General features: G+C 42.8%; 20 protein-coding genes. 6 read left to right on the top strand and 14 right to left on the bottom strand.

All coding sequences use genetic code 11. The features are described 5' to 3' along the window. Nucleotides 1-119 precede the first annotated feature (119 nt). A complete protein-coding gene (locus AS141_RS06860; protein WP_057936907.1) occupies nt 120-2,366 on the top strand; it encodes a TonB-dependent receptor family protein in 2,247 nt (748 codons plus the stop codon). Nucleotides 2,367-2,579: 213 nt separating this feature from the next. Here the strand turns inward: AS141_RS06860 and AS141_RS06855 are convergent, their stop codons facing one another. The 7 genes from AS141_RS06855 to AS141_RS06825 form a co-directional block, all read right to left on the bottom strand. Continuing rightward, entirely contained in the window at nt 2,580-4,493 is a 1,914-nt protein-coding gene (locus AS141_RS06855) for an ABC-F family ATP-binding cassette domain-containing protein (protein ID WP_057936906.1), read from the bottom strand. 277 nt (nt 4,494-4,770) lie between these two features. After that, nucleotides 4,771-6,066, bottom strand: coding sequence for an APC family permease (locus tag AS141_RS06850; RefSeq protein WP_057936905.1), 1,296 nt, complete (start codon nt 6,064-6,066; stop codon nt 4,771-4,773). An 11-nt stretch (nt 6,067-6,077) separates the two neighbouring features. Next, entirely contained in the window at nt 6,078-7,775 is a 1,698-nt protein-coding gene (ggt, locus tag AS141_RS06845) for a gamma-glutamyltransferase (RefSeq protein ID WP_057936904.1), read from the bottom strand. Nucleotides 7,776-7,939: 164 nt separating this feature from the next. Further along, a complete protein-coding gene (locus tag AS141_RS06840) occupies nt 7,940-8,299 on the bottom strand; it encodes a cupin domain-containing protein (protein ID WP_057936903.1) in 360 nt (119 codons plus the stop codon). Nucleotides 8,300-8,306: 7 nt separating this feature from the next. Then, on the bottom strand, nt 8,307-8,747 hold the full coding sequence (locus AS141_RS06835) for an SRPBCC family protein (protein ID WP_057936902.1): 441 nt from the start codon (nt 8,745-8,747) through the stop codon (nt 8,307-8,309). A gap of 25 nt (nt 8,748-8,772) precedes the next feature. After that, nucleotides 8,773-10,632 carry a heavy metal translocating P-type ATPase gene (locus tag AS141_RS06830; protein WP_082632232.1) on the bottom strand — a complete coding sequence of 620 codons (1,860 nt, stop codon included), beginning with the start codon at nt 10,630-10,632 and terminating at the stop codon, nt 8,773-8,775. Between the two features lie 123 nt (nt 10,633-10,755). Continuing rightward, nucleotides 10,756-11,874 carry a DmpA family aminopeptidase gene (locus AS141_RS06825; protein WP_057936900.1) on the bottom strand — a complete coding sequence of 373 codons (1,119 nt, stop codon included), beginning with the start codon at nt 11,872-11,874 and terminating at the stop codon, nt 10,756-10,758. Nucleotides 11,875-12,063: 189 nt separating this feature from the next. Between AS141_RS06825 and nth the strand changes: the two genes are divergently transcribed. The 4 genes from nth to AS141_RS06805 all read left to right on the top strand — a co-directional run bounded on the left by nth (nt 12,064) and on the right by AS141_RS06805 (nt 16,902). Then, nucleotides 12,064-12,735 carry an endonuclease III gene (nth, locus tag AS141_RS06820; RefSeq protein ID WP_057936899.1) on the top strand — a complete coding sequence of 224 codons (672 nt, stop codon included), beginning with the start codon at nt 12,064-12,066 and terminating at the stop codon, nt 12,733-12,735. After that, entirely contained in the window at nt 12,735-14,510 is a 1,776-nt protein-coding gene (gene asnB, locus AS141_RS06815) for an asparagine synthase (glutamine-hydrolyzing) (RefSeq protein WP_057936898.1), read from the top strand. Before nth ends, asnB begins: the two co-directional genes overlap by 1 nt. Then, nucleotides 14,507-15,730, top strand: coding sequence for a glycosyltransferase family 4 protein (locus tag AS141_RS06810; protein ID WP_057936897.1), 1,224 nt, complete (start codon nt 14,507-14,509; stop codon nt 15,728-15,730). Before asnB ends, AS141_RS06810 begins: the two co-directional genes overlap by 4 nt. Before the next feature lie 224 nt (nt 15,731-15,954). Beyond that, nucleotides 15,955-16,902 carry a fasciclin domain-containing protein gene (locus AS141_RS06805; protein ID WP_057937227.1) on the top strand — a complete coding sequence of 316 codons (948 nt, stop codon included), beginning with the start codon at nt 15,955-15,957 and terminating at the stop codon, nt 16,900-16,902. Nucleotides 16,903-17,152: 250 nt separating this feature from the next. On the opposite strand, the gene gldB is transcribed toward AS141_RS06805, so the two are convergent. From gldB to AS141_RS06770, 7 genes are all read right to left on the bottom strand, one after another. Next, the gene (gldB, locus tag AS141_RS06800; protein ID WP_057936896.1) at nt 17,153-18,166 is read right to left on the bottom strand and encodes a gliding motility lipoprotein GldB; all 1,014 of its coding nucleotides are present in this window, start codon (nt 18,164-18,166) and stop codon (nt 17,153-17,155) included. 123 nt (nt 18,167-18,289) lie between these two features. After that, the gene (locus AS141_RS06795) at nt 18,290-19,663 is read right to left on the bottom strand and encodes an alkaline phosphatase family protein (RefSeq protein ID WP_057936895.1); all 1,374 of its coding nucleotides are present in this window, start codon (nt 19,661-19,663) and stop codon (nt 18,290-18,292) included. A 1-nt stretch (nt 19,664) separates the two neighbouring features. Beyond that, nucleotides 19,665-20,876 carry a metabolite traffic protein EboE gene (gene eboE, locus AS141_RS06790; RefSeq protein WP_057936894.1) on the bottom strand — a complete coding sequence of 404 codons (1,212 nt, stop codon included), beginning with the start codon at nt 20,874-20,876 and terminating at the stop codon, nt 19,665-19,667. A gap of 23 nt (nt 20,877-20,899) precedes the next feature. Next, nucleotides 20,900-22,054: a 3-dehydroquinate synthase gene (locus AS141_RS06785; protein ID WP_057936893.1), complete on the bottom strand. Its 1,155-nt coding sequence runs from the start codon at nt 22,052-22,054 to the stop codon at nt 20,900-20,902. A gap of 71 nt (nt 22,055-22,125) precedes the next feature. Continuing rightward, nucleotides 22,126-23,040, bottom strand: coding sequence for a UbiA-like protein EboC (gene eboC / locus AS141_RS06780; RefSeq protein ID WP_057936892.1), 915 nt, complete (start codon nt 23,038-23,040; stop codon nt 22,126-22,128). Between the two features lie 2 nt (nt 23,041-23,042). Then, nucleotides 23,043-23,948 carry a TatD family hydrolase gene (locus AS141_RS06775; protein WP_057936891.1) on the bottom strand — a complete coding sequence of 302 codons (906 nt, stop codon included), beginning with the start codon at nt 23,946-23,948 and terminating at the stop codon, nt 23,043-23,045. 40 nt (nt 23,949-23,988) lie between these two features. Further along, nucleotides 23,989-24,870 (bottom strand): EboA domain-containing protein, encoded by an 882-nt coding sequence (locus AS141_RS06770; protein ID WP_057936890.1) that lies wholly within the window; start codon nt 24,868-24,870, stop codon nt 23,989-23,991. Between the two features lie 352 nt (nt 24,871-25,222). On the opposite strand from AS141_RS06770, the gene AS141_RS06765 reads away from it, so the two are divergent. Continuing rightward, entirely contained in the window at nt 25,223-25,429 is a 207-nt protein-coding gene (locus tag AS141_RS06765; RefSeq protein WP_057936889.1) for a hypothetical protein, read from the top strand. The last annotated feature ends 61 nt before the right edge of the window (nt 25,430-25,490 follow it).

The raw sequence follows: 25,490 nt of genomic DNA, 5'->3' as shown, positions 1-25,490 counted from the left end.
GCCAGAAAATTAGTTCTTTTGATCGGGAATCAAAAACAGTACGTGATCTGGTACAAAAGCAGATGACCTTTGGTAACATTACGTCCGATTCTTCATTATAAAGCATTTAATTTGCCATTATGAATAAAATTCTTTCACTGGTATTTATACTTATTTCCACTTTGTCCCAGGCACAGATCCAGATCAAAGTACTCGATGCAACAACCCGCCTGCCTATAGAGAATGTGCAGGCAAGTGCGAATGGCAGGTTTTTGGCTTCAAGCAATGCGGAAGGTGAGATAGCCATAGATTCTTCAGAAAAACTACTCATTCAACTCGAACTAGCAGGCTATGAACGGGAAACCAAGGAAATCATCCCTGGAGAGTTGGTAATAGTCTCTCTTACCAAAGCCATCATAAATCTCTCGGAAATTACCGTTTCAGCGTTTGAGTCGGAGCGGTCACTTATGGAGCAGTCGGCATCTGTCGTGGTGGTTTCGGAACAGGATTTCAACCGGTTCAATGAGGCTTCACTAGTCAATTCATTCAATACCAAACCTGGAATCCGCATCGAAGAACGTGCCCCTGCCAGTTATAGGATATCAATCCGTGGAAGTTCTCTCCGTGCACCGTTTGGTGTACGGAATGTGAAGGTTTATTGGAACGATGTCCCATTCACTTCCCCTGATGGAACCACTGCTCTTAATCTATTGGATGTGTCCAATATCAGGAGTGCCGAAGTAATCAAAGGCCCTTCGGGAAGTATTTATGGTGCTGGAAACGGCGGTGTGGTAAATCTTTACAGTCCCGCAAATCCTGCTGAAGGAGACGGAGTTTCCGCTGATTTTATGGTGGGAAATTTTGGAATGACCCGTTATAGATTGGGGATTTCCCAGCAGGTGGGGAATGGAGGATTTGAGGCATCCTATGTCAGCCAAAAAGCAGATGGCTATCGCGAGCAGTCAGCCATGGATAGACAGGTATTTCAGTTGGGTGGTTTTTTTAATCTTTCAGACCGGCAGGAGATCAGAACCCAATTGCTGGTTTCGGATCTGGATTATCAGATTCCGGGAGCGCTCAATGCCGATCAATTGGCTGAAGATCCCACGCAAGCCCGGCCCGGATCGGTAGAACAAAACAGCTCAATTTCCCAGCAATCAGTATTCGCTTCTCTTGGGCATTTATATAGATTCTCATCGAAGTTCAAGAATTCTACGACCCTTTACCTAACTACCAATGATTTCGAAAATCCTTTTATTCTTGACTATAAGAAGGAATTAGGTTTTGGTTTTGGAGGCAGAACGGCTTTCACTTTTGACGGGAAATTGGCGGGAAAAGACCTGAGAATCATTGCAGGTGGAGAATACCAGACTAGCTTGACGGACGCACAGAACTTTGGCAATGTCAACGGAGTAGCCGATACAGTGAGGTTTGCTGATAAGCTACAGGCTACTCAGGGATTTTTATTTCAGCAGGCAGAATGGGATTTGCTGGACAATTTTATGGTCACTTTCGCGCTCAGCGAAAATTTCAGCAGTTTGCAGGTGGATCGACAAATCGATGCATCGGGAGGCGCTACCGACTTGCAGACACGGAAATTCGATCCGATTGTCGTTCCGAGATTTGCACTAAATTATCAGTTTAGTCCTTATTCCGGAGTATATGGAAGTATAAGTAGCGGTTTTTCCCCTCCTACCATCGATGAAGTCAGGACAAATGAGGGAAGCCTGAATCTCGACTTGGAAGCAGAAAAAGGATTGAATTATGAAATTGGATATAGATTGGGAAAAGGAAAATTGAACCTGGATTTGACGGCTTTTTACTTCAATCTAGACCAAACGATCACCACGTATACCAACGCACAAGGAGTTGTTCTTTTTCGGAACGCTGGTTCCACGGATCAAAAAGGGATTGAAACAGCGATTGATTATGCGTTGATCAGGAATGAGACCGCTTTTATCCGGGATTTAAAAATAGGGACAGCATTCACGGGTCATTATTTTACATTCAAAGATTATCAGAAAGAGGACAATGATTACTCTGGAAATGACCTGACGGGAGTTTCGCCAAATACCTTGGTCACCCGTTTGGATCTTCGAACTTCACCAGGGTTCTATGTGAATTTCACCCACCAATACGTAGATGAAATCCCTTTGGATGATGCTAATACTGTATATCAGGATGCATATAATCTCGTAAATATGAGAGTTGGCTGGGCAAGAACCTTTGTTGGAAAATGGGAACTGGAAGCTTTTGCCGGTGTGGATAACCTCACTGATGAAGTATATTCCTTAGGGAATGACCTTAATCCTTTTGGTGGAAGATATTATCAGCCTGCCCCAACTAGGAACTGGTATGGTGGAGTAAAGGTTGCTTTTTTGTATTAATTGACGATAGCTACAATTTAGTATCAAGACACAGGTAAATTGAGACTAGAGTAAAGAGCCGGGAGTTTAGAACCAAGATAGGCGCAAGGACTTCGGCTTGTGTCTACGCTAATCAAGTCTTTTGATAGCCCTGGTAAGGGTCATTAACGAAGTCCGAAGATTTAATTGCTTGGAGTCAAGTCTGACTATTCAGAGACTTGAATTACTCTCTACCTACTCAATTCCGTCCAATTCACTTAATTCCAGCCAAGTCAATTCCAATTCTTCCAACTCAGCATCTATTTCCCCAATTCGGTTGGATTGCTTGATCAATTCCTCATGATCGGCTATGCCTATAGATATTTTTTCGGTAATGGCAGCTTTCTCCTTTTCAAGTTTAGCTATAGCAGCATTCACTTCCTTGAATTCGTTTTTCTGCTTAAAACTGGCTTTTACTTTTGCGGGAGATGAAACGAAATCCTGACCTTTCTGATCCTGGTTCTTGCTACTTGCTACCTGTGTCTTTTCTTCTTGACTCTTTGCCCTAGGTTCTTGGCTCTTTTCTGTTTCACGGAATTCAGAATAGTTGCCAGGGAAATCACTGATCTCACCTTCTCCTTCGAAGACAAACAAGTGCTCCACCAGACGATCCATAAAATACCTATCATGGGAAACAATGATTAAACAACCCGGGAATGTATCCAAAAACTCCTCCAGCGTGTTCAGCGTCATCAGATCCAGGTCATTGGTAGGCTCATCGAGAATCAGGAAATTCGGATTCTTGATCAAGACCATTAAAAGTTGCAGCCTTCTACGCTCCCCACCACTGAGTTTGGCGACTGGTGTATGTTGTTGTTTAGGCGGAAATCCGAATTGGGTTAAAAACTGGGAAACAGTAATCGTCGCCCCGCCTGCAATTGTTACCACTTCTGCGACTTCTTTTACAATATCTATCAGCCGCTTTTCCTCATCAAAACTACCCTCTTCCTGTTTGTAATAGCCAAAAGCGGTAGTCTGCCCGATGGCAACGGTTCCCGAATCAGGTGCCATCTGCCCAGTGATCATATTCAGAAAAGTCGTTTTACCGGCACCGTTTGGCCCTACTATTCCGATCCTGTCTTTCTTTTTGAATGTGTAGGAAAAGTCATTTACAATGGTTTTGTCGCCGAAAGCCTTATTTATTTTTTCGATTTCTATGATTTTATTTCCAAGCCGCTGCGTGGTCACAGTCAACTGAATATCGCGTTCCTCACGCTTTTGGGAGGCTTTTTCTTTGGTGTCTTCGAAAGCATCCACACGGTATTTAGCTTTGGTGCTTCTGGCCTTCGGTTGACGTCTGATCCAATCAAGTTCCTTTTTGTAGAGGCTTTTGGCTTTTTCGAGCTCTATATCTTCGATCTCCATCCGCTCTTCTTTTTTGTCCAGGAAGTAGCCATAGTTCCCTAAGTACCGGTGTACTTTTCCCTGGTCAAGCTCTAAGATCTCATTGGTTACTTTCTCCAGGAAATAGCGGTCGTGAGTGACCATGAAAAGGGCCAGATTGGCTTTGGCCAAATAGTCTTCCAGCCATTCTATGGTCTCTAGATCAAGGTGGTTGGTCGGCTCATCGAGAAGCAACAAATCAGGTTTTTCCAGGATGGCTTTGGCCAATGCCACCCGCTTACGTTGCCCTCCGGAAAGGGTGCCAACAGGAAGATCAGTATCATGAAGGCCCAGTTTGCCTAGAACCTCCTTCACTTGATATTCAAAATCCCAAGCCTGGAAGGCATCCATTTTCTCAAACAATACCGCCATTTTCGCAGAATTATCAATACCTCGTTCTGCTTCCAGCATGGCCTTGTGATAATCTTCAATCACCTTCAGCACTTCAGAATTACTTTGATCAAATATGGTCTGATAAATACTCATTGTACCCTCAAAAACCGGGTTTTGGTGTACATAAGCCACTTTCACTTGTTGGTTGATTCCAACTTGCCCTGTGTCAGGGATCTCCAGGCCCATGATGATCTTCATCAGCGTGGATTTACCCGCGCCATTGATGCCTACCAGGGCAATTTTCTGACCTTGGGAAATGCCAAAAGAAATATTGGAAAAAAGCTTGCGCTCACCGAACGCTTTACTGAGATTTTCGACCGAAAGGTAATTCATGCCGCAAAAGTACGGAAAAGGCAGGCAAGAATTGGTTTAATTCAAATCATGTTTATTTGAGTTAGCAGATTAAATGTCTTTTCGAAATTGAATCTGCTCAATCTGACTGAAACTACGGCTCAAAACCTATAGGAACTGAGCCGTATTTAGAGGGTTTCGCAATATGTTTGAACCGAACCTAAATCACTATATTTTGTGTTTTTTTACTGTCTCTGGTTTTCAAATTCACCATCTTGATTTTCCGAAAGCCTTATAAATTCCTCTGGAGAACCCCATGTTACGTTTTTCCTCTTGAAACGAGCTTAACCAAAAAGTAAATCAGGGAAAGTGTCATTACAAAAATGAGAATTCCGACCTTCTCATATCCTGATAGATTCGAAAGAAAGAACAAGATAATTCCGGCAGAAAGAACAGGTATCGTATAGCCGAATGGGATTTTAAAATCACCTGGTTGGGATTTAGTCTTTCTGAGTTTGATGACCGACAGAGCCACTCCAAAATAGACCAACAGCATACTTGCTGAAGCAATCACAGCCAACTGACGGAATCCCCCGATAGCTGCTAAGGTAAAGCCTATTCCGGCATATAATAAGATCGAAAAATACGGTGTTTTAAATCTTGGATGGATAGCAGCCAGTTTTTCCAGAGGAATAACCCGGTCACTTGCCAGACCAAAAATTACCCGTGGTAGGTTCAATATTTCCCCACTCAGCATTCCAAACATAGATACTCCTGCGGTAATTAATAACAGCGTGTAGCCTATAGGCCCAAAAACGACACTGGCAACAGATGCCAAGGGGGCTTCCTTAAACTGTGGTAATTGGTCTCCCAACACTCCTTGGGAAACAGTTTGGATAAGAACGTAAAGAATTAGAACGAATGTTATCCCTATGAAAATGGCCTTTGGGACTGTCTTCTGAGGATTTTTTATCTCCCCACCAACTGTTAATCCTGCGTCCCCACCCTGAAAAGCAAAGAACAAAATCAGAGAAGCCGCGCCAAAATTTTTGAAGGACGGAGCCGTTTCTATATATAAGTTAGCCAGCGTCACATCTTTCCAACTAAAGAATATAAGTAATACCAAAGGGGTTAATTTGGCAACGGTATTAATTTTCACCAAGCCGATTCCCTGCTTCACACCTATTACATTGAGATAAGCCAACCCTCCAAAAATCAAAAACAAAAGTAAAACACGGATGATATGATTCGTAAAAACCGGGAAAGCCAATCCGATCAATTCTACTAGTGCATTTGCAACTGCGGCATCTGAAAAAGCACTGCCCATCACCATGAATACGGCAGCCAAAAAGCCAGAATACGGACCAAATGCTGTTTCCACATAGGCATATGCCCCGCCTGATCGGGCTACTTTGCTCCCTGCCTCTGCAAAACACAGCATCACTAAAGCAATGAGGAACCCGCAGAATAAGTAAACAAAAATTCCAGATGTCCCCATGATTTCGGCAACAATTGCAGGCAACACAAATATCCCTGCGCCTACAATGATGTTGACGATGTTAGCCGATAGTCCCCATACACCTATTTCCCGCTTTAAACCTATTTCTTTTTCCATGTTAGTTAGCCCTAATAGCCTCTTGCTCCCCCATCTTCACTGGATGAATCTGATGCACCTGTGTATAGTTTTTTGGAAGCATCATACGTGATTCCCATCAGCACCCCAATATTGGTAGTGGGCCTGAGGGTGTGTCCCATTTTCTCCAATGCATCACGGGTGTCTGGGGAGAGCAGATTCCGCTCGTACAGGATCTGATCCGGGAGCCATTGATGATGGATTTTCATGGCTTCAATCGCACGGTCAACCCGCATATCATAGGCAAGAACATTCAAAACCGTCTGGAATACGGTGTTAATGATAGTTCTTCCTCCCGGGCTTCCGATTACCAAATAGGGCTTTCCTTCTTTGGCTACGATGGTTGGTGTCATGCTGGAAAGCATGCGCTTTTCGGGAGCCACTAAATTTGGATCAGAACCGATTTGCCCAGTGGTAGTGGTTACGCCCGGTACTGGATTAAAGTCCCCCATTTCATTGTTGAAAATAAATCCGAGCTTGGAAGAGCCCATTTTTACTCCATAGGAGTTTTCTAAGGTATAGGTCATGGAAATGGCATTTCCGTCTTTGTCGACCACTGAAAAATGCGTCGTATTATCCCCACCATAAGGATGGGCAAATTTGGCAGGATCAGAAGCGGAGGCTTTGGTCATGTCAAGATTTTCAAATCGCTTCTTAGCAAAATCCTTTGAAAGTAGCCTATCCAAAGGCATATCTGGATTGAAATCGGGATCCCCAAGAAACTCCGCTCTATCTGCAAAAGCTCTTCGCATCGCTTCGGCTACCAGGTGAACATACGTAGTAGAATTGAATTCAATCTCAGAGATATTAGCTTCTTCCATAAGATTCATCATTTCGATGAGTGCTACACCTCCCGAACTAGGTGGAGGCATGGAATAGATGTCATACCCATTGAAAGATCCTTTTAACGGCTCTCGCTCTACCGCCTCATATTTCTCCAGATCTTCTTTGGTGATTATGCCGCCATTGGCTTTCATGTAGTCCTCAATTTCTTGGGCTACTTCGCCTTTATAAAATCCGTCTCTGCCCTGTTTTTGAATTTGTTTAAGCGTTTTTGCCAGGGCTGGCTGCTTCCAGGTTTCACCCGGTAATACGATTTGGCCATCTTTTCCCTTGAAAAAATTTTGCATGATGTCCTCTGAAGGATCACGATCTGTCATCCGTACAGCGGCATTATACAATCCGTAACTCATAGTGAAGCCATTCTTAGCCAATTTTACAGCCGGTTTCACTAAATCAGCCCAGGGGAGCTTTCCATACTTTTGATGTGCCTTATAAAGTCCTGCCACTGTGCCAGGTACCCCGACCGCCAGAAGTCCTTTATGATTTGAATTATCCTTGATATCACCTTTTTCATCCAGAAACATGGTTGGGCTTGCTGCTAAAGGGGCCTTTTCCCTAAAATCAAACGTGGTTACTTCTCCTGTTGATTTCATAAAAACTATAAATCCGCCGCCGCCGATATTGCCGGCTTCGGGATGTGTTACAGCCAGTGCAAAAGCAGTAGCAATAGTAGCATCTATAGCATTTCCGCCCTTCTTCAAAATATCAACACCGACTTGTGAGGCGATTACATGATCGGATACAACCATTCCATTTTCAGCGAACGTCTGGGCGTTTGCTGAAGTGGTTAGTAAGAAAAGAAGCATTAAACAGCCTAATGCTATATTTTTGAAGAAATAATCTTTCATCTGTTAACAATTGATTTTAAAGTGGTGTAGTGGTTTGGGTAAAAATAAGAGAAAATACCAGATCATATTCTGAAGTTGTGATTAGCGGAAAATTCCCATTGCTGATCAAAGAATATCCCTGGGCAGGCAACTTTTATTTCTTGAATTCAATAAAAGAAGTAAGGCTAAATTTTCTCAAACTTCTCCACTGTCAGATCTGACTTCACTTCTCCGGTATGCTTCGTGCTCTGAGGTTCAAACAGTAGAATCCAAGCTTCCTCTTCTGCGACAGGCCGATGTTCTACTCCCCGTGGAATCACCAGCATTTCGCCTTCGTTCAGCATTATAGATTCCCCTTCAAAATCAATTTTGAGCGAACCTTTCACAATCAGGAAGAGCTCGTCTTCATTGCTATGGTTATGCCAGACGAACTCGCCTTTGACTTTGGCCAGTTTCACATCCTGACCATTTAGCTCGCCGATTATTTTTGGAGTCCAAAGCTCCTTGATCAACCCGAATTTCTCAGTTAGATTTACCTTTTTCATGCTAATTCTATTTTTCCAAATATTCCTTCAAACTCGTGTTCACAATATAATCCCAACCTTTTTCAAATTCTTCTTTTTGAAGAGCCGTTACGGAAGGATCAAATGGAATCTTGAATAAATGATGAAGTTTCAATTCCGTCCAGTTGGGATCCTGAGAACTAAGCTGCCAAGTCAAAATAGAATAGCCGGTATAACCTGGATATTCCCAGCTATGGACCAGTTTTCTACCATTTACGACCTCAATGATTTTTCCTCTATGAAGCCACATTTTGTCTGCTGGATCCCCTGCTTCCCATTCAAACACATGCCCTAACTCTAACTTCCATGTGGGGCCAAAATCAAAATACCATTTTTTCTGCTCTATTGGGTTTACGAGAGCTTCCCAAACCCTACTGATAGGTGCTTCAAAGACCTTAGTCAATTCAATTTTTTGTTCAGAAGAATTCATGATCTTTTTATTTTGAACTATAAACTCAATTAAATTTCATTTTCTGAATCCGTATCGCATTCAAAATTGCCAATAATGCGACCCCCACATCAGCAAAAACCGCCGCCCACATGGTGGCCAATCCCAGTGCTCCAAGAATCAGCACCAGGACTTTGATCCCAAACGCAAAACCGATATTCTGCCAGACAATCTGCTTGGTTTTTTTTCCTATGGAAATCGCCATCGGAATCTTGCTGGGGCGATCATCTTGAATCACTACATCGGCAGTCTCGATTGTCGCATCACTTCCTAAGCCCCCCATAGCTACTCCCACATCCGAAATTGCCACTACAGGTGCATCATTTACTCCATCTCCGACAAAAGCCACTGTTCCTTTTTGAGCTTTGATTTCTCTGACTTTTTCTACTTTCTCCTCTGGAAGTAAATCGCCAAACGAGTTGGGAATACTCAGCTTGTCCGCCACAAAGCTAACCACATTGCTTTTGTCACCACTAAGCATCGTGATCCCGATATTCATGGATTTTAAGCGGTCCACCGTCTGCTGTGCATCCGCTTTTATGCTATCTGCGATAGTCAAATAGCCTGCAAATTTTCCTTCGTATGCTATTGCAACCAGCGTATATATAATACCAGTAGTGTTTAGGGAATAAGGAATCGAAAACTTATCCATCAATTTGAAATTCCCAACTAACAATTCCTTGCCCTCCACCGAAGCCTTGAGCCCATGCCCTGCGATTTCCTCAACCTCCTCCAGAACAATTCCTGAATCAATCTCCCCTACATAATCTTTAATGGCACTTGCTATAGGATGTGTACTTTTGCTTTCCAGCGCATTGACCAAATCAAGAATTTTTTTGTCCTTAAAATCTGGCTGCAGTCGGACTTCCTGCACGTTAAAAACCCCTTCAGTCATCGTACCCGTTTTGTCCATTACCACCTCTTTGATCTCAGCCAAACTATCCAGAAAATTGCTTCCTTTGAACAAAATGCCATTTTTGCTGGCGGCACCGATTCCTCCAAAATAACCCAAAGGAATACTGATCACCAGCCCGCAAGGACAGGAAATCACCAAGAAGACCAGCGCGCGATATAGCCAATCGCTGAACTCATAATCCTGCACAAAAAGGTAAGGCAATAAGCAAATCCCTATTGCGAGATAAACTACAATTGGAGTATAGATTTTGGCGAATTTCCGGATGAAAAGCTCTGTCGGCGCTTTTTGTGCTGTGGCATTCTGCACCAACTCCAGTATTCTGGAAAGTTTACTGTCCGTGTAGGCTGTCGTTACTTTGACTTGAGAGACCGTATTCAAATTTACCATTCCTGCCAATACCACAGCGCCTTTTTCCTTGGAATCAGGTCTGCTCTCTCCAGTCAGGGCAGCGGTATTGAAAGAAGCTTTTTCTGAGAGCAATTCCCCATCCAAGCCAAGTTTTTCGCCTGGTCTCAGCTGGATAATGTCTCCAATTTTTGCTTTCCCAGCTTTGATAGTCTTAGTTGTATTTCCTTCCAACACCGTGACCTGATCAGGCCGCTGATCAAGCAAAGTTTTGATGTTGGTTTTTGCCCTTTTTACTGCCATCCCCTGAAAAACTTCCCCAATGGAATAAAAAAGCATCACGGCAACTCCCTCAGGATATTCGCCTATGGCAAAGGCCCCCAATGTTGCTATTCCCATCAGGAAAAATTCCGAAAATAAATCGCCCTTGAGTATGCTCTTAAAAGCCTCTTTGAGAACTGGGAATCCCACGGGAATGTAGGCAGCAAGATACCAGCCGAACCTAAGATAGCCCTTGAACCAATCCTGAGGAAAAAAATGGTCTAAGCCCAACCCAAGTATCATCACCACAAATGAAAAAATCGCAGGGGCAAAGAACTTCAACATACGGTTCCTTTCCACTACGGAGTGAGCATGGTCATGTCCGTCATCGGGGGGATGATCTTGATGGTTTTCCTTCTCTTCTATAGCACAACAATCTTTATCTTTTACATCCACGTAGTTCTTTGTTTAGTTTTGTTCCATCAGATTCATCACCTGATCAATTGGCATTTGCTCCACACGATGTCCCTCTCTTCCTTCCATACTTTGCGCAGCAAATAATGAATTGATAATAGCCTCCTCTGTTGCTTCAATGACTGCCATAAACAGGGATGACATATCATCATTTCTCACATATTCTGCTGTTTCCAACGTTCCATGTTCGGCAGCATACGGTATGCGTAGCCCCTCTGCGGTGCTAAACGCAATCACATAATCTCCAGAACCATTGGAGGCGATGCCACCGGTTTTGGCAAGACCCATCATCGCACGTTTAGCCATCCGCTCCAAATTTCTATCTACTACAGGAGCATCAGTGGCTACCACAATCATGCAGCTTCCGTCGGATTTTTCCATTGCATCCCGAAAGGGATATCGGCCCATTTTCTCGCCCACCGATACTCCGTCTATCTGCAGATTTCCTCCAAAATTTGTCTGCACCAGAACACCGACAGTATAGCCACCAAGATTTTTGGGAAGCTTACGGGAGGAAGTTCCGATTCCACCTTTCCACCCAAAACATACCGTACCCGTGCCCGCTCCTACGTTTCCCTCATCTACTTTGCCTGATTCAGCCGATTGAATGGCCTCCATTACGTCTGCGGGTGAGATATGCATTCCCCGGATATCATTCAAGTAGCCGTCATTTGTCTCACCGACTACAGCATTCACCGACTGTACATTTTCATTTCCCTTTTGCTCCAAAGAATACCGGACAGCCCCTTCTATTCCCGCCGCCACACTCAAGGTATTGGTTAGAATGACCGGCGATTCGATATTTCCTAATTCCTGTATCTGCGTGGTTCCTGCCAATTTTCCAAAACCATTGCCCACGAATACTGCTGCGGGCACTTTTTGCTGGAAAATATTTCCTCCATGAGGTAAAATTGCTGTGACTCCTGTTCGGATATTGTCTCCTTCTATTTTAGTGAAATGCCCGACTTTCACTCCAGATACGTCGGTAATAGCATTTTGAGAACCGGTAGGCAGTACGCCAAAAATAATCCCTTTATCCCGGGGTCTTTCTTGAGCGAATGTGCGTAAAACCAAAAAAACAAAAAGAATGGAGAATAGGCAGAGATTTTTCATAGCTGGCAATTTCCCGAATTTAAACTTTATGTCTTCAAGGAAAAATTACTGAGTCATTCAATCGGACTAAAAAGCCCAAATATTATCGGATTCGGTTTTTTACCATTATTATCCAACCTAATTCTTTCCAAAAATGGGATTGCCACGCACTTCTTATAAATTCGCACAAAGCACCATTTAAAAACAAAAATGCTTAAGAAAGAAAGATACAAAGCCATCATCAATCATTTCCGTGAGAATATGCCAATCGCGGAGACAGAACTACAGTTTGAGAATCCTTTTCAGCTTTTAATGGCGGTGGTACTTTCTGCACAGTGCACGGATAAGCGTATTAATATGGTGACACCTGCGTTATTCGAGAAGTTTCCGACCCCTGAGTTTCTGGCAGCATCAAACTTTGACGAACTTTTTCCCTATATCAAGACTATCTCTTACCCAAATAATAAAACCAAGCATCTGTTAGGCTTGGGGAAAATGCTTGTGGAGAATTTCGGAGGCGAGGTTCCTTCTACTGTTCCTGAGCTCATTAAGCTGCCGGGAGTGGGAAGGAAAACTGCAAATGTGATCACTTCGGTAGTCTGGAATCAACCGAATATGGCGGTGGATACTCATGTTTTCCGTGTTTCGAAAAGACTTGGCTTAGTATCCCAAACTGCGAAAACCCCTTTGGAAGTTGAGAAGCAACTCATCCGCCATATTCCAAAAGAATATGTCCATATCGCGCACCACTGGCTGATCTTGCATGGAAGATATGTATGCATAGCACGAAGGCCGAAATGTGAAGATTGCAGCCTGACACACCTATGTCTGTATTTTGAAAAGAACCAGGGTAAAAGCACCAAGGTAGAAGCTGAAGCATAATGTGCGGAATCCATCTCATCTGGGGAAAAGGAGCAAATGAGAAGGCGATCAACAGCATGCTTGGGCGAAGCCAGCATCGAGGGCCTGATCAGCAAGCAAGTTTTAGTCCTTGGCCCGGTCTGTGGATTGGAGTAAACAGGCTAAAAATCTTACACACCGGAGCTGAAGCTGATCAGCCTTTTTGGGCCGAGGACGGGAGGTCGTTGCTGATCTGGAACGGGGAGCTTTACAATTTCCAGGAAATCCGTAACCTCCTCATTCAGGCTGGAATTACTTTTAGTACTTTTTCTGATACTGAAGTGGTATTACATGTGTTGCGGGTTTTTGGGACAAAGGGACTGGAGAAACTTCACGGGATGTTTGCATTGGTTTTTGTCGATTTGACAGAAAAATCCGTGCTTGTAGCCCGGGATATAAACGGTGAAAAACCACTCTATTATGCGCAAGATCCTGATTTATTACTCATTTCTTCAGAATGCAGCAGCATCCAAAGCCTTAACTTTTCCCCGATAGATTCTACACAAGTAGAGCCTTATTTCTATTTCAGAACTGCTACCCCAGGGAATACCTTTTTCAAAGGTATTCACGAATGGATGCCTGGAGGACATGGCAAAATTTTGAATCCTACAACATTCCGCTGGAATCATATCCCAAGTGATTCCCATCTCAGCCTTACGCCAACATTTGATAGGTTCAAGGAATTGCTTACCGATGCGGTTTTGAACCAATTTCATGCAGACGTGCCCGTTGGGATGCAGCTCAGTGGTGGGGCGGATAGCTCCTTGCTGTATGCGGTTTGGTATAGGGAAACAGGTATACCGTTGCCTTCATTTACCATCCAGGTTGAACAGAAATTTCGGAGAAAATACGCAGACGGAAATGCGGCCAGTCGCTTTGCAAAGCAATTTCCCTCAAAGCATCATCCTATGGAAATTACACAAACTATATTCTGGGAAAACTGGGACGATTACTTGAAATCTGTGGACCAACCCATTGGAGATTCGGCTGGCTTTCTCAATTGGATGATTGGGAAAGAGGCTAAAAAATCAGTGAAAGTCCTTATCTCCGGAGCTGGTGCAGATGAGCTTTGGGGAGGATACCAGCGGCATAAGGCTTTTGATGCTTACCAAAAGAATAAGGATAGTCTGCTGCGCTTTCAGGGAATTCTGCGAAAACTACCGCTTGGAAGAAATTATCATAAGTTCATAACAGGCATAGACCAGGATCCACTCAAGACATTTTTGGATTTTTCGGGATTAGATACTATTCCGCAGGATCTTGCAGGTGTTTACGAGGGGATTTTTGATCCAAATCTGCCGGAATACACCCAAATACTTGATTTTGATAGAAAGGTTTATCTGGTGCAGGATGTGTTGAAGATTCAGGACAATGCGTTGATGGCACATAGTGTCGAAGGAAGGTCGCCCTATCTGGATAAATCATTGCTCGAACTATGGAAAAATGTGAAAGACGAAGAATTGCTGAAGGGAAAACCTTGGATCAGACGATTTCTGGATGAATTTGATCTAGCATGGATAGCGGATAGGAAGAAAGTAGGCTTTGGGCTTCCTTTACAAGAATGGTTTGCGGAAAATGGTGAATTTTCGAAGCGTGTTTTCAGTTCTATCAAAGCATTCGAGAAAAGCCATGGCGAGCTTTTCCCAATGAAGATGAGGTTACTCGCTAACAGGCCTGAACGTGGTGCCAAATTTCATTTTTTGACCCTTTACAATCTGTTTCTTCTGGCAGAATGGGTGAAATTGCATAAGCTATGAAGATCATTTATATCCATCAATATTTCAGAACTCCGGCTGAGGGCGGGGCCGTGCGGTCATACAATCTAGCAAAGGGTTTGGTGGAAGCTGGATATGAGGTGGAGATGATCACTGGAGGTGCTCAAATTGGCTACGATCAGCGATGGATTGACGGCATAAAGGTGCATTATTTGCCAGTGAAATACGATCAGAATTTTGGATTTACCAAACGTGTTTTCTCCTTTTTAAGCTATGTGCGTCAAGCCAAAAAACTTATTAAAAAGCTTCCTAGACCTGATTTACTTTATATTACTTCCACTCCGCTAACCACAGGTTTACTTGGACTTTGGGGCAAGAAAGCTTTGGCCATTCCTTATATTTTTGAGGTCCGCGATCTGTGGCCGCAGGCACCGATAGAAGTGGGGGCAATCAAAAACCCATTGCTGAAACGGAGTTTAATTTCGCTGGAGAAAAGAATCTATCAACAAGCTCTAAGCCTGGTGGCACTTTCACCGGGGATTGCAGATCATTTGCGGAAAGTGGCTCCAAAACAGCAGGTTAACCTGATCCCGAATTTCTCAGACTTGGAAAGATTTTATCCTTTGGAAAAAGAAGCCAAGCTACTTCAGGAATATAAGCTAACAGATAATTTGACAATTGCCTATACAGGGGCTTTGGGACAGGTTAATGCAGTAAATGAACTCCTGAATCTTGCTGACATGGCTATGGCTAAATGTAAAAACTGGCAGTTTCTCATTATGGGAACTGGCAGTCTTGAAGCGCAACTTAAAGATTATGCTTCCCAAAAATCACTTTTGAATGTACGTTTTATTCCTTTTGGCTCCAAAGAGAAAGTCAATGAAGTACTCAGTTTGGCTGATTTTGCATGGATTTCTTTTGCCCATTTACCAGTATTAAAAACCAATAGTCCCAATAAATTTTTTGATGCGATAGCAGCCGGGAAAGCCATTTTAGTCAATCATAAAGGCTGGGTATTTGACTTGGTAAAAGCACATCAACTGGGCCTTTCTTGCTTACCGTCGAAGATAGATTTAGCTTTTGCGAAACTGGAAGATCTAGAGAACTATCCAGATAAAATGGGGAAAATGGGAAATAACGCGCGGAAGTTGGCTGAGCAATATTTTAACAAAGAGCTTGCGATTTCCCGATTAATCCACACAATTGATCCCAAAAGCAGCTCTCAAAATTCTACAGGCAAAAAGGATATTTTGACGGCTTAAATAGCTATTGCATTTTTTCCCGTAAGAGAGAACTTTCTCAACTTCTTAATTCCTCACACTTTAAGTTGGTGATGTGTCCATGTTTTTAGTGTAAAATATTGATAAATAAGGGGCTATGAATCGTATGATTTAAAAAAAGCAAAAATATTTAAAACCATTTTCATGCTAGCTGGTTTCATTAGTCCAACTTAATTCTTAACCAAAAACCAACTAACATGAATTCAATGAAAATTAAAGCATGGCGATATTTATCGCTATCACTTGCCCTATTAGTTACAATGGTATTCTCCTCATGTGATGACCAGGATGATGACATGATGCCAGAATCAGATAATATCGTTGAAGTATTGGGAGAAGATCCAAACTTCTCCATCTTAGCATCTGCAGTAGTTGCCGCGGAATTAGATGATGACTTGAGCGGTACAGGCCCGTTTACCGTTTTTGCACCTACAAATACTGCTTTTGGAGATTTCATTTCTGATAAAGGTCTAACAGCTGAGGCACTACTTGGAAGTGCTGATTTAGCTGATATCTTAAGCTATCATGTGGTTTCTGGAAACGTCACTTCTTCAGAGGTGGAAGCAGGTGCAGTGAATAGTCTTACAGGTGAAAAGTTTTATATAAGTGTGGATCCTGACGGAGGTGTTTGGATTAATGGGAATTCGATGGTTACTGCTGTGGATCAGATGGCTAACAATGGTGTAATTCATACATTGGATTATGTTATCACGGCCCCGACAAAAAGCATAGCTGAAATTGCAGTAGAGAGTTCTACCGCTTCTACCCCAGAATTTACTCAGTTAGTAGCTGCGCTTACAAGAGCCGGTTTGGTAGAGGCAGTAAGTGGAGGATCAGATGATGATTTGACCGTTTTCGCGCCAACAGATGCGGCATTCCAAGACTTGTATGATGCGCTAGGTGTTAGTGGAGTAGATGAGATTGATGTTGAGCTCCTGACCGATGTGCTTACTTATCATGTCGTTCCAGCTAGAGCTTTTTCCCAGGATTTAAGAGATGGAGCAAGTCTTCCTACGCTTTTGGAAGGAAAAAATCTGACTGTGGATCTTCCAGGACTTATGATAAACGAAAGCAGTTTAGTTCCAAGCATGTTGAATATCCATGCGACTAATGGTGTGATTCATGTAATTGATCAAGTGATGCTGCCCGAATAATTAGGATTGGTTTAAGCAGGAAAGGGAGTCTGGATTTCTAGGCTCGCTTTTTTTTATTTCCATTTCTAATTACTAGGAAGACCAGGAAGGATGGAACTAAGAGTACGAAAAATCTTAAAAATGGAGATGATTTTCGCTGATCTTATTGAGGATTACATTTTTTTTCATTTCAGGTTGAGAGCCTTAATTCAATAAATCTAGGTGCGGATAAACTCCGGAAGCTGATCAATGATACTTCCAACTTAAGCTTTTACTCATTTACCTTCCTTGGCCTATAGCCAGACTCTCCGAAAATCTTCCTGGCATCTGACTCAGCCATTAACATATCCAAAGGGACATCCAGATTAAATTGATAGTCATCCACGATATTCCATCCGAGCCAGCGCCCCAATCGACCTGGGGCTTTCGTACTGATCGCATCTGTAAAGGGAGCTTCCCCTATGTATTTTCTGATTTCAAATGGGTTTGTCTCATAGAGCAATTCATTTTCCACAAAATGTGACCAGATTAATTCCTCATTGTCAAAGCTCTCAGCAATCGCTTCAGGGGGGTAGCCTATGATGTATTGATCCGAGGTGCAGGGCAAAATCGCTTTGGTGAAATGATAGGTTTTGCCGTAATAAATCATCTCTGCCAGCAGCGTATTGTCCAATGGATCGGTTTGATTATATCTTGCAGAAATAGCCATCACAATCATCGGAACGATGTATGGCTTATCGTATCGCTCGGCCATATATCTAGGAAGTTCAGGTTGGAATGTATGTGTGGGTGGTAGAAAATAATCGAGTCCTATGACAATCAAATCATCGGTAACGATCAAATCAGAATTGAAGCCGGACACAAAGGTGTAAACTTTTGGTACCTGAAATTCGGGGAAGTTATATTTTATGGCTTTGAAGGCATTTTCAAGTTCTTTTTCTACTTCTGAAATATCGCTAAAAACTACTTTGACAGAATCATATAACACATTCATGGAGGAATCTTGATGGATCGCAAGAAGCTCAGCAGCTAATGAATCGGAGTTTGGATAGAGATCCATCTGCAGGTATTCTTTGGTAAACTCTGGATGTTCTTCAAATAGGTATTTGAATTCCTCTGTTGATTTTGCATTGAAAAAATCCTTTTCTAATCGGCTGATAGTGACAGACAGATCTTGATCCATTATTTCCTGTGATAGCTCACAGCTTTCATCCTTTTTGCCGCAGGCGAAAGCAAAAAGTAGAAGTAAAGGAAGGAATAAATATCGTGTTGTTAGATTGCGCATGAATCAGTTTTTGTCAAAAATAGAAATTGGAAAGGTAACAGACTCAACGAATTGCCAATTAGCATTATTTGATAAGTATGCCAGCTACTTTCATCCGATCCCATTTAAATCTTCAATCTTAAATCAATTTCCTCTCACAGCTTTTAAAATCACATCAAAAACCGCTGTGGGCTTCATGGTCTTTTGACTTATTAAATTCTCATTTGCTACTAACAGAGGCTTATCCAGGTCATCCTCACTCAATCTACCGTGAGCGCCTTTCACTAAAGTAGCATCCAGCGGAATGACATCCATCAAGTACCGGAAACCTAGCTTTTTCTTTAGCACTTTTGATCCAACTGTAAGTATGGGGATTTTAATATCCGGATTCAAAACAAGTTCAACTGGATCATAGCCAGGCTTTTTGTGAATATCCACACAACGGGCATAGTCTGGAGCCTTCGCATCATCGAGCCAGAAATAATAGGTGAACCAGGAATCTTTGTCCGCCATCACAACCAAATCCCCAGAGCGCGTATGATTTATTTGGTGCTTCTTTTTTCCTTCTTCATCCAGAACCAACTCTACACCTGGAGTCTCTTCCAAAAGCTTTTTTACCTTGGGCAGAATTGCAGGATCGTTAACATGCACATGTGCCACTTGATGATCTGCCACGGCAAAGGCCTTGGAAGTTCCTGCGTCCAAAGTCTCTAGCCCACGCTCATCTTTCACCTGGATCCACCCTTGTTTTCTAAAAATGCGGTTTAAATGAACGGGCTTGCTTACCGAAGTAATCGCATATTCAGAGAGCAAAATCACCTGTGTGCCCTGTTTTTCAAAATAAGAAATCAAGTCTTCGGCAAGCTCATCTACCTCTTTCAGATACTTTCCGATTTTCTCAAAATCAATTCCATACTTCTGAAGGGAATAATCCAGATGGGGGATGTAGATCAAATTCAGCGTTGGATTATGCCATTCGTCTACTTTCTTGGAAGCTTCTGCGATCCACTTACTTGATTCGATACTTGCATTGGGGCCCCAAAAGGAAAAAAGTGGAAATTGTCCCAATTCCTTCTGAAGACGGTCGCGTAATTCCATTGGCTGGCTATGACAGTCGGGTTCTTTCCTACCATCGGCAAGATATAAAGGCCTAGGAGTCACTGCAAAATCAGCGCTGGAATACATATTGTACCACCAAAACATATTGGCAACAGTGAAAGTGGGATCTTCTTTTTTAAGTATTTCCCAGACTTTTGGCGACTGTACCAGCTTGTTTGATTGTCTCCAAAATTTGATTTCACATTCTTCTTGAAAGTACCATCCGTTGCCAACAATCCCGTTTTCACCTGGCATTTTTCCAGTTAAGTATACGGATTGTGCAGCACAGGTCACGGCTGGTAAAACCGGCTCAATTACCGCCTGCTTGCCTTTTTCAATCCACTTTTTCAGGAAAGGTGTATACTCTCCAATAACCCGGGGAGAAAGTGCGACGATATCTAGGACAACGGTTTTCTTCATTTCATTTCATTTTTTCGATTACCCACGCTAGCTCCCGAGCAATGGACTCGCCTATAGGCAGGCGCGAATTTTCAGGCAAAACCTCCCATGTGTATGTTTCCACTTCAAGATGATTAGTCAATGAAGGATCTTTTAAAATTTCATTAAGCACAATTAAAATATGATCCTGTGTAGATGCCAACGAACCGTAATTATCCAAAAAAACGGGGACGTGAAAATGGATTCTCCATTCCTTTTCTTCCGTGGAATCCAAAGCTTTCAATGCATCGGGTAAATCAGAATAGGAGTGCAGGCTGCCGTCCTTGGCTTTGGCAACCACCTGATGTAGGTAGGTGGATTCTTCAAAGGCTAAAAGATTTACTTTCAACAAATCACGGGCTTCCTGCGAATCTGGAACCAATGCTTTGAGCGCAGCAGAAATCTGGATCTTACCGATTTTGATGCCAGCTTTTTCAAACCTTGCGAAGGTATCTTCTGGTCTTTCATAGACTATCGCAAAGTGGCAGACATCATAACAAACCTGTATGTGTTCCTTTAAAAGAACCTCAGCCTGCTCTTGCGAAATATCTAATTTCCCGGCAAGCCAAGGTTTTCCTATGGGCAATAGCCAATCAGAAAAAAGCCAGACCATTTCATCAGAATTCTCCAAAATCCCATCCGGTTCCGGCTCAATGTCTAGGTGGAGGGTCTTCCCCGTTTGCTTTTTGATTTCGGCCAATACCGTCACCACTTCCAGCAAATGCTTGGTGGCAACTTCCATTCCGGCATTTAAGTCACTTTCATTCTTAAACCAATGTCTATAAGAGATGGGTGATGTGGAAATCCCCCCATCAAGCCCTTCGGGTAATAGCTGGGCTAGAATCCGAAACGAGCGAATTGTATAGTCCCGGCGATCTGTGGTAGTCCAATCTGGAAAATGAACCTGGTCTTTCACAGTAGTCCGGTGGAAATCTCCGTAAGGAAACCCATTTAAAGTGAAAACATAAGCATTTTCATCAGCAAGCCACTGTTGGAATTCCTGAAGATTGGATGGATTTTCCAGCATCAAACTCGCCTCATTTGACAGACGAAGTCCAATTCCCAATGCTTTGTTCGAACCCAGTCGTTCTTTAATCTCGGGAATGTACTTTTTCAGGTTTTCAAAAGTCGCATCCCAGGTTTCTCCAGGATGAATATTGCTGCAATAAGTGAGTTGAAAACCTTTGATTTCCATAAATGAACTAGATTTTAGGTGAACTAGCTGTTGATTAAAGTGCCGTTTCTTTGAAAATCTTTTAGCATGTCAACAGCTTTGAATATAAGTGCATGATCCATATGATGCACTTCTTCGCCTTTGCCAAGTTTGGTCAAAAGCATGATTGTTAATTGTCCTCCAAGATGCTCTTGGAATTCTTGAAGACCTTTTATCAGGTTTTCTCCGGCCAGCTCTGGCGCAAATAGCTCAAACCCTAAGTGCTTAAAAAGTGTTACAATCCTATTCAGGTCCTCCGCCGAGATCCATCCCTTTAGATGCGAATAGGTAGAGTCTAAGACTATTCCTATAGCCACCGCCTCGCCATGGCGGATACGGAATCTGCTCAGATGTTCTAATTTGTGCGCTGCCCAGTGCCCAAAATCCAAAGGTCTAGAGGAGCCAAATTCGAAAGGATCACTGCCTGAAATATGATCCAAATGCATCTGTGCGCATCGGATGATCAGTTTTTTCATCGGTTCCATATCTCGTTCTGCAAGGGCAGAAGCATTCGCTTCCATCCAGGTGAAAAAGCTCAAATCCTTGATGAGTGCCACCTTGATTGCCTCAGAAATCCCTGACCTCCAATCCCTATCGTCCAGAGTTTTTAGGAAATTAAAATCATTTAAAACAGCATAAGGAGGAGTAAATGTGCCTAGGTAATTCTTTTTTCCGAAGGCGTTCACGGAATTTTTCACCCCTACCGCAGAATCATTTTGCGAAAGTACAGTAGTAGGAATACGGATCAAACGAATCCCTCGATGGGAGATCGCGGCGGCGAAACCAACCATGTCGATTACTGCTCCCCCACCAATTACGGCTAGGTACGAATGGCGGTCTATTCCATACAAATGAGTTGCTTCCACAATTTGTTTGTAGATCGCTTCATCGTTTTTGCTGGCTTCACCGCCAGGTACCACGATAGGGTCTGAAGCCAAAATAAACCTATCCGTATGCGCCTGGGCGTAAACTTTGATCTGATCCAAAATACCAGGATGAGCCTGAGAAACTCCCTCATCTAAAACAAACAACACTTTGGACAGTCTATCTTTTGCCAACAGGTCTACAAATAAATCACTTGCAGGATCAAAGACATCTTCAGTGAAGCATACGGGGTACTGATACGGTACGGAAAACTTTTGTTGGATAATGGTATTCATAGGAAATAGGTGACTGCAGGCGCTGTTGTTTGGAATAATACAATTCCAAACTCCAATAAGTTTATTTTACCTCAGGTAACAGCAAATTTTTTGGCTAGCCAAAGAGAAATTGGCAGCAACAATAATACAATTATTCCAATCTTCCATCCTGCAAATGCAGCTGCAAGTGATGAGTTGACAATAATCAGAGAAATAACGGCAGCTTTGACTGATTTACCAATCAATTTTGGATCGTGTGTACGGATAGCTTTGATCAAAGGTGGGAAAACCATGTAGCTGAGTAAGGCGAGAAAGGGCAATACCTCCCAAATCTCAGTATTATGTAAGATCGGCATGCTTCCAATTGTAACAATCACAAACACATACATTAACAAGCCTGTGTAAAGCGCCATTCTGTTTTTGCCATGTACTTCCCCACGGCTGATCATGGTAATGGCAGCCACGTAGATCAAAGGGAGTAGTCCCAAAGGCCAAAATGTGAGTAAACTTTCAGGGACCACTGAAATACCGAGAAGTAAATTGCCGGTCCGGCAAAGTCCCATATTTATCGGACCCAAGAAATGCTGGTGCTTTCCCCAGTAATCATAAAGCACGGCCAGAAAAGCAACAGCCAGCGCAATACCGGCAGAGACCAGATTTACCTGAGCGGCTGCTAAAACTCCGATTAGTATAAGGAGAAGTGACATCCAAGCAGCAGATTTTCTGCTTACTCTTCCGCTTGGAATCGGTCTTTCGGGTCTTTCTACGGCATCCAGCTCAGCATCAAAAACATCATTAAACGCAACTCCTCCAGCATACAATCCAATTGTACTCAATGAAAGCCAGCCTAGGTTTATTAGAAGTTCATGAGTGCCTGATCCCCAATCAGCTACTAGTAGTGTCCATGTGCCGGCAATGGCAAAGCCCGCCCAAATATCTGCGATAGCAGTGACTACATTAGCCGGACGGGTGAGTTGTATATAGGCGAAAAGACGGGAAGAGCCCATAATTAATTTTCTACGATATCAGATGGTCCTTCTACCCTGGGGGTTTGGCCGCCCCGGAGTACAGAATTTCCACTCATTTTTTTGGTTTGATCCAACGGCGCGGCGTTTAACCAGTCCTGCTCATCCATTTGTCCACTTTGTCCAAAGGCAGTAAGCGCATTTTGGTAGGTTACTAATTTGATATGTTCTTCAGGAATTCCGGATTTGCGCATCAGGTCAGCAGTTTTTGGCACAGCCAAAGGATCAGAAATACCCCAATCCGCGGCGGAATTGACAATTATGCGCTCTGGACCATATTGCCTCACAATTTCTACCATGCGTTCAGAACCCATTTTGGTATGTGGATAAATTGTAAATCCTGCGTAATAACCACGTTCCAAAACTTCTTTCACAGTCTCCTCATTGTTATGATCAACGATGACCATCTTTGGATCAAGACCATGTTCTTCTGAAACATCCATACTGCGGATGGTGCCTTTTCTTTTATCCCGATGTGGCGTGTGAATAAGTACAGGAAGATCAACATCCTTGGCCAACTCCAGCTGCAGCCTGTAAAACTTATCTTCAGCTTCAGTCTGATCATCGTAACCGATCTCACCAATAGCAACAACACCTTCTTTTCCCACATACAGTGGCAATAGCTCCATCACCTGCTCAGCCAACGCTTCGTTATTTGCCTCTTTTGAATTCAAACCCATTGTGCAGTAATGTACTATCCCAAATTGACTGGCGCGAAAACGCTCCCAGCCCACCAAAGTGCTGAAATAATCTTTGAAACTCCCAACTTCCGTGCGTGGCTGTCCCAGCCAAAATGCAGGTTCAATCACTGCTACAATACCAGCTTTCCGCATGGCTTCATAGTCATCGGTGGTTCGGGATACGACGTGGATATGTGGATCTATATACATAGGTAGTTGAATTTAAAGTAGGAGAATGTAAAATTAGGGATTATACCCGGGTTCTTTGGAATTCTGAACCAATGCTTTCCCAAGCAAGGGTATCCATATCTAATGTGGAGACTTGATTGGGGTAAGACTCCAAGAGTTCTTGTGCAGGCAGATATGCAGATTCTCTTAAAGCCAAAAGCGCCGCTTTCATCTGAAGATTATCCTGTGTTTGTAAGGTTTTCTTTAGATCAGCCAAATAGTTTTCATCAACAAAAGGAGATACCAATCGCCAGATCTCAGGCATTACATCTCTTCCTGCTGCCCAGCGTTCATGCGCAAAATCACGCGCTATAGCAGCCAGCGCAGGGTTTCTTCTTTCTTCCAAACCTTTAATTCTATACAATGGACGCTGCATAAAGATCGCTTTCAACACCAGTTGATTCCAATTGGCCTGGGGGAAATATTTTGCAGGAAAAGGATTATTCAAAGCAATCGCATCGAATACCAACGAAATATTCGTCCTTAGCCCATCAATTGCCCTTGGTATCAAATCTTCCTGAAAAGGTAAAACCGGCAAGGCTGCAAAAAGTGCCTGGTGCTCGTACATATCGGCAGTTTCGAAGAGCTGGTTAATCGTATTAAACCAAGTTTCCTTTTCTGCCTGGTAGCTTAGTAAAAGCACTGTTCGAGCGGTTTGCAACTCATCCCAAAACTGTGGCTGAAGACCTGGGGTTAGGTGATCTGCCTGATCGATCTGCTCCCTGGAGAGGGTCAATTTAGCTTTTTTGAAGAATCGGGATGACTGGCTGAACGCCAAATATAACTTGACGGGAACAGCAGTGGTGCTGATTATTTGGGTTTGCTTACCCAGCCAGTCCAAGCCTTTGGCATTGCTTTGGGACTGGAGCAATCGGGTAAGATAGTCGCTTACTTGATCTTGCATGGTGAGAGTTGCCGATTAGGGATTTGCGTCAACTTTTTGATTTTCTAAAATTCGTGGAAATCTACCAGAATATCCACTTAGAAAATGCTCAGTGGTAGGAAAAAAATACCATTATTGACAAAAATCAGGTTTTGAGCATGTTTGATACAGCGTTTGTGAAGTTCTATTCTGGATCGGCATCACCTATGGAAACCTTCATATTGGCATAAAACCAAGAACACGACAAACAAAATTGAAAAAAATCTTTATTTTGAGGACGACTTCGGAAAGCCCATCCTTTAAGCTTAAAATCAAGTTGATACAAACAAAAATCCTAACAACATTGAGAAATTGATCATAAAATTCGAACAAAATGCGAAAATTACATCCATTCTTTATCATCGGAACTGTGGGAATGATCATTACATCCATACTACATATATTCTTGACTTTGGGCTTATCAATTCCATCAGCCCATTCATCTTTTTATGTCATCTATCCAATTTTTATTGCTTTTCTGGCCATCGGTTTTGGGCTAACATTAAAAAATCAAAGGGAGCTTGAAACAGCAAAGCAATAAAGTGAAGTCCCGGTAAATCTAAACCTATTGGCTTTAGAGCAACAGACGATCTTGTGTTTTG

This window comes from Algoriphagus resistens (assembly GCF_001442615.1).
Taxonomy (GTDB): domain Bacteria; phylum Bacteroidota; class Bacteroidia; order Cytophagales; family Cyclobacteriaceae; genus Algoriphagus; species Algoriphagus resistens.
The sequence above is the reverse complement of the archived record's forward strand: the minus strand, read 5'-3'. Positions and strand labels throughout refer to the sequence as shown.

Bases quoted from the DNA above. Each gene is read 5' to 3' on its own strand.
- gldB (WP_057936896.1), bottom strand. From the start codon at position 18,166: ATGCGCAATCTAACAACACGATATTTATTCCTTCCTTTACTTCTACTT.
- AS141_RS06835 (WP_057936902.1), bottom strand. From the start codon at position 8,747: ATGAATTCTTCTGAACAAAAAATTGAATTGACTAAGGTCTTTGAAGCA.
- AS141_RS06855 (WP_057936906.1), bottom strand. From the start codon at position 4,493: ATGAATTACCTTTCGGTCGAAAATCTCAGTAAAGCGTTCGGTGAGCGC.
- AS141_RS06775 (WP_057936891.1), bottom strand. From the start codon at position 23,948: ATGTATATAGATCCACATATCCACGTCGTATCCCGAACCACCGATGAC.
- AS141_RS06860 (WP_057936907.1), top strand. From the start codon at position 120: ATGAATAAAATTCTTTCACTGGTATTTATACTTATTTCCACTTTGTCC.
- nth (WP_057936899.1), top strand. From the start codon at position 12,064: ATGCTTAAGAAAGAAAGATACAAAGCCATCATCAATCATTTCCGTGAG.
- eboC (WP_057936892.1), bottom strand. From the start codon at position 23,040: ATGGGCTCTTCCCGTCTTTTCGCCTATATACAACTCACCCGTCCGGCT.
- AS141_RS06830 (WP_082632232.1), bottom strand. From the start codon at position 10,632: ATGTTGAAGTTCTTTGCCCCTGCGATTTTTTCATTTGTGGTGATGATA.
- AS141_RS06770 (WP_057936890.1), bottom strand. From the start codon at position 24,870: ATGCAAGATCAAGTAAGCGACTATCTTACCCGATTGCTCCAGTCCCAA.
- AS141_RS06850 (WP_057936905.1), bottom strand. From the start codon at position 6,066: ATGGAAAAAGAAATAGGTTTAAAGCGGGAAATAGGTGTATGGGGACTA.
- AS141_RS06840 (WP_057936903.1), bottom strand. From the start codon at position 8,299: ATGAAAAAGGTAAATCTAACTGAGAAATTCGGGTTGATCAAGGAGCTT.
- AS141_RS06810 (WP_057936897.1), top strand. From the start codon at position 14,507: ATGAAGATCATTTATATCCATCAATATTTCAGAACTCCGGCTGAGGGC.
- AS141_RS06805 (WP_057937227.1), top strand. From the start codon at position 15,955: ATGAAAATTAAAGCATGGCGATATTTATCGCTATCACTTGCCCTATTA.
- AS141_RS06765 (WP_057936889.1), top strand. From the start codon at position 25,223: ATGCGAAAATTACATCCATTCTTTATCATCGGAACTGTGGGAATGATC.
- AS141_RS06785 (WP_057936893.1), bottom strand. From the start codon at position 22,054: ATGAATACCATTATCCAACAAAAGTTTTCCGTACCGTATCAGTACCCC.
- ggt (WP_057936904.1), bottom strand. From the start codon at position 7,775: ATGAAAGATTATTTCTTCAAAAATATAGCATTAGGCTGTTTAATGCTT.
- asnB (WP_057936898.1), top strand. From the start codon at position 12,735: ATGTGCGGAATCCATCTCATCTGGGGAAAAGGAGCAAATGAGAAGGCG.
- AS141_RS06795 (WP_057936895.1), bottom strand. From the start codon at position 19,663: ATGAAGAAAACCGTTGTCCTAGATATCGTCGCACTTTCTCCCCGGGTT.
- AS141_RS06825 (WP_057936900.1), bottom strand. From the start codon at position 11,874: ATGAAAAATCTCTGCCTATTCTCCATTCTTTTTGTTTTTTTGGTTTTA.
- eboE (WP_057936894.1), bottom strand. From the start codon at position 20,876: ATGGAAATCAAAGGTTTTCAACTCACTTATTGCAGCAATATTCATCCT.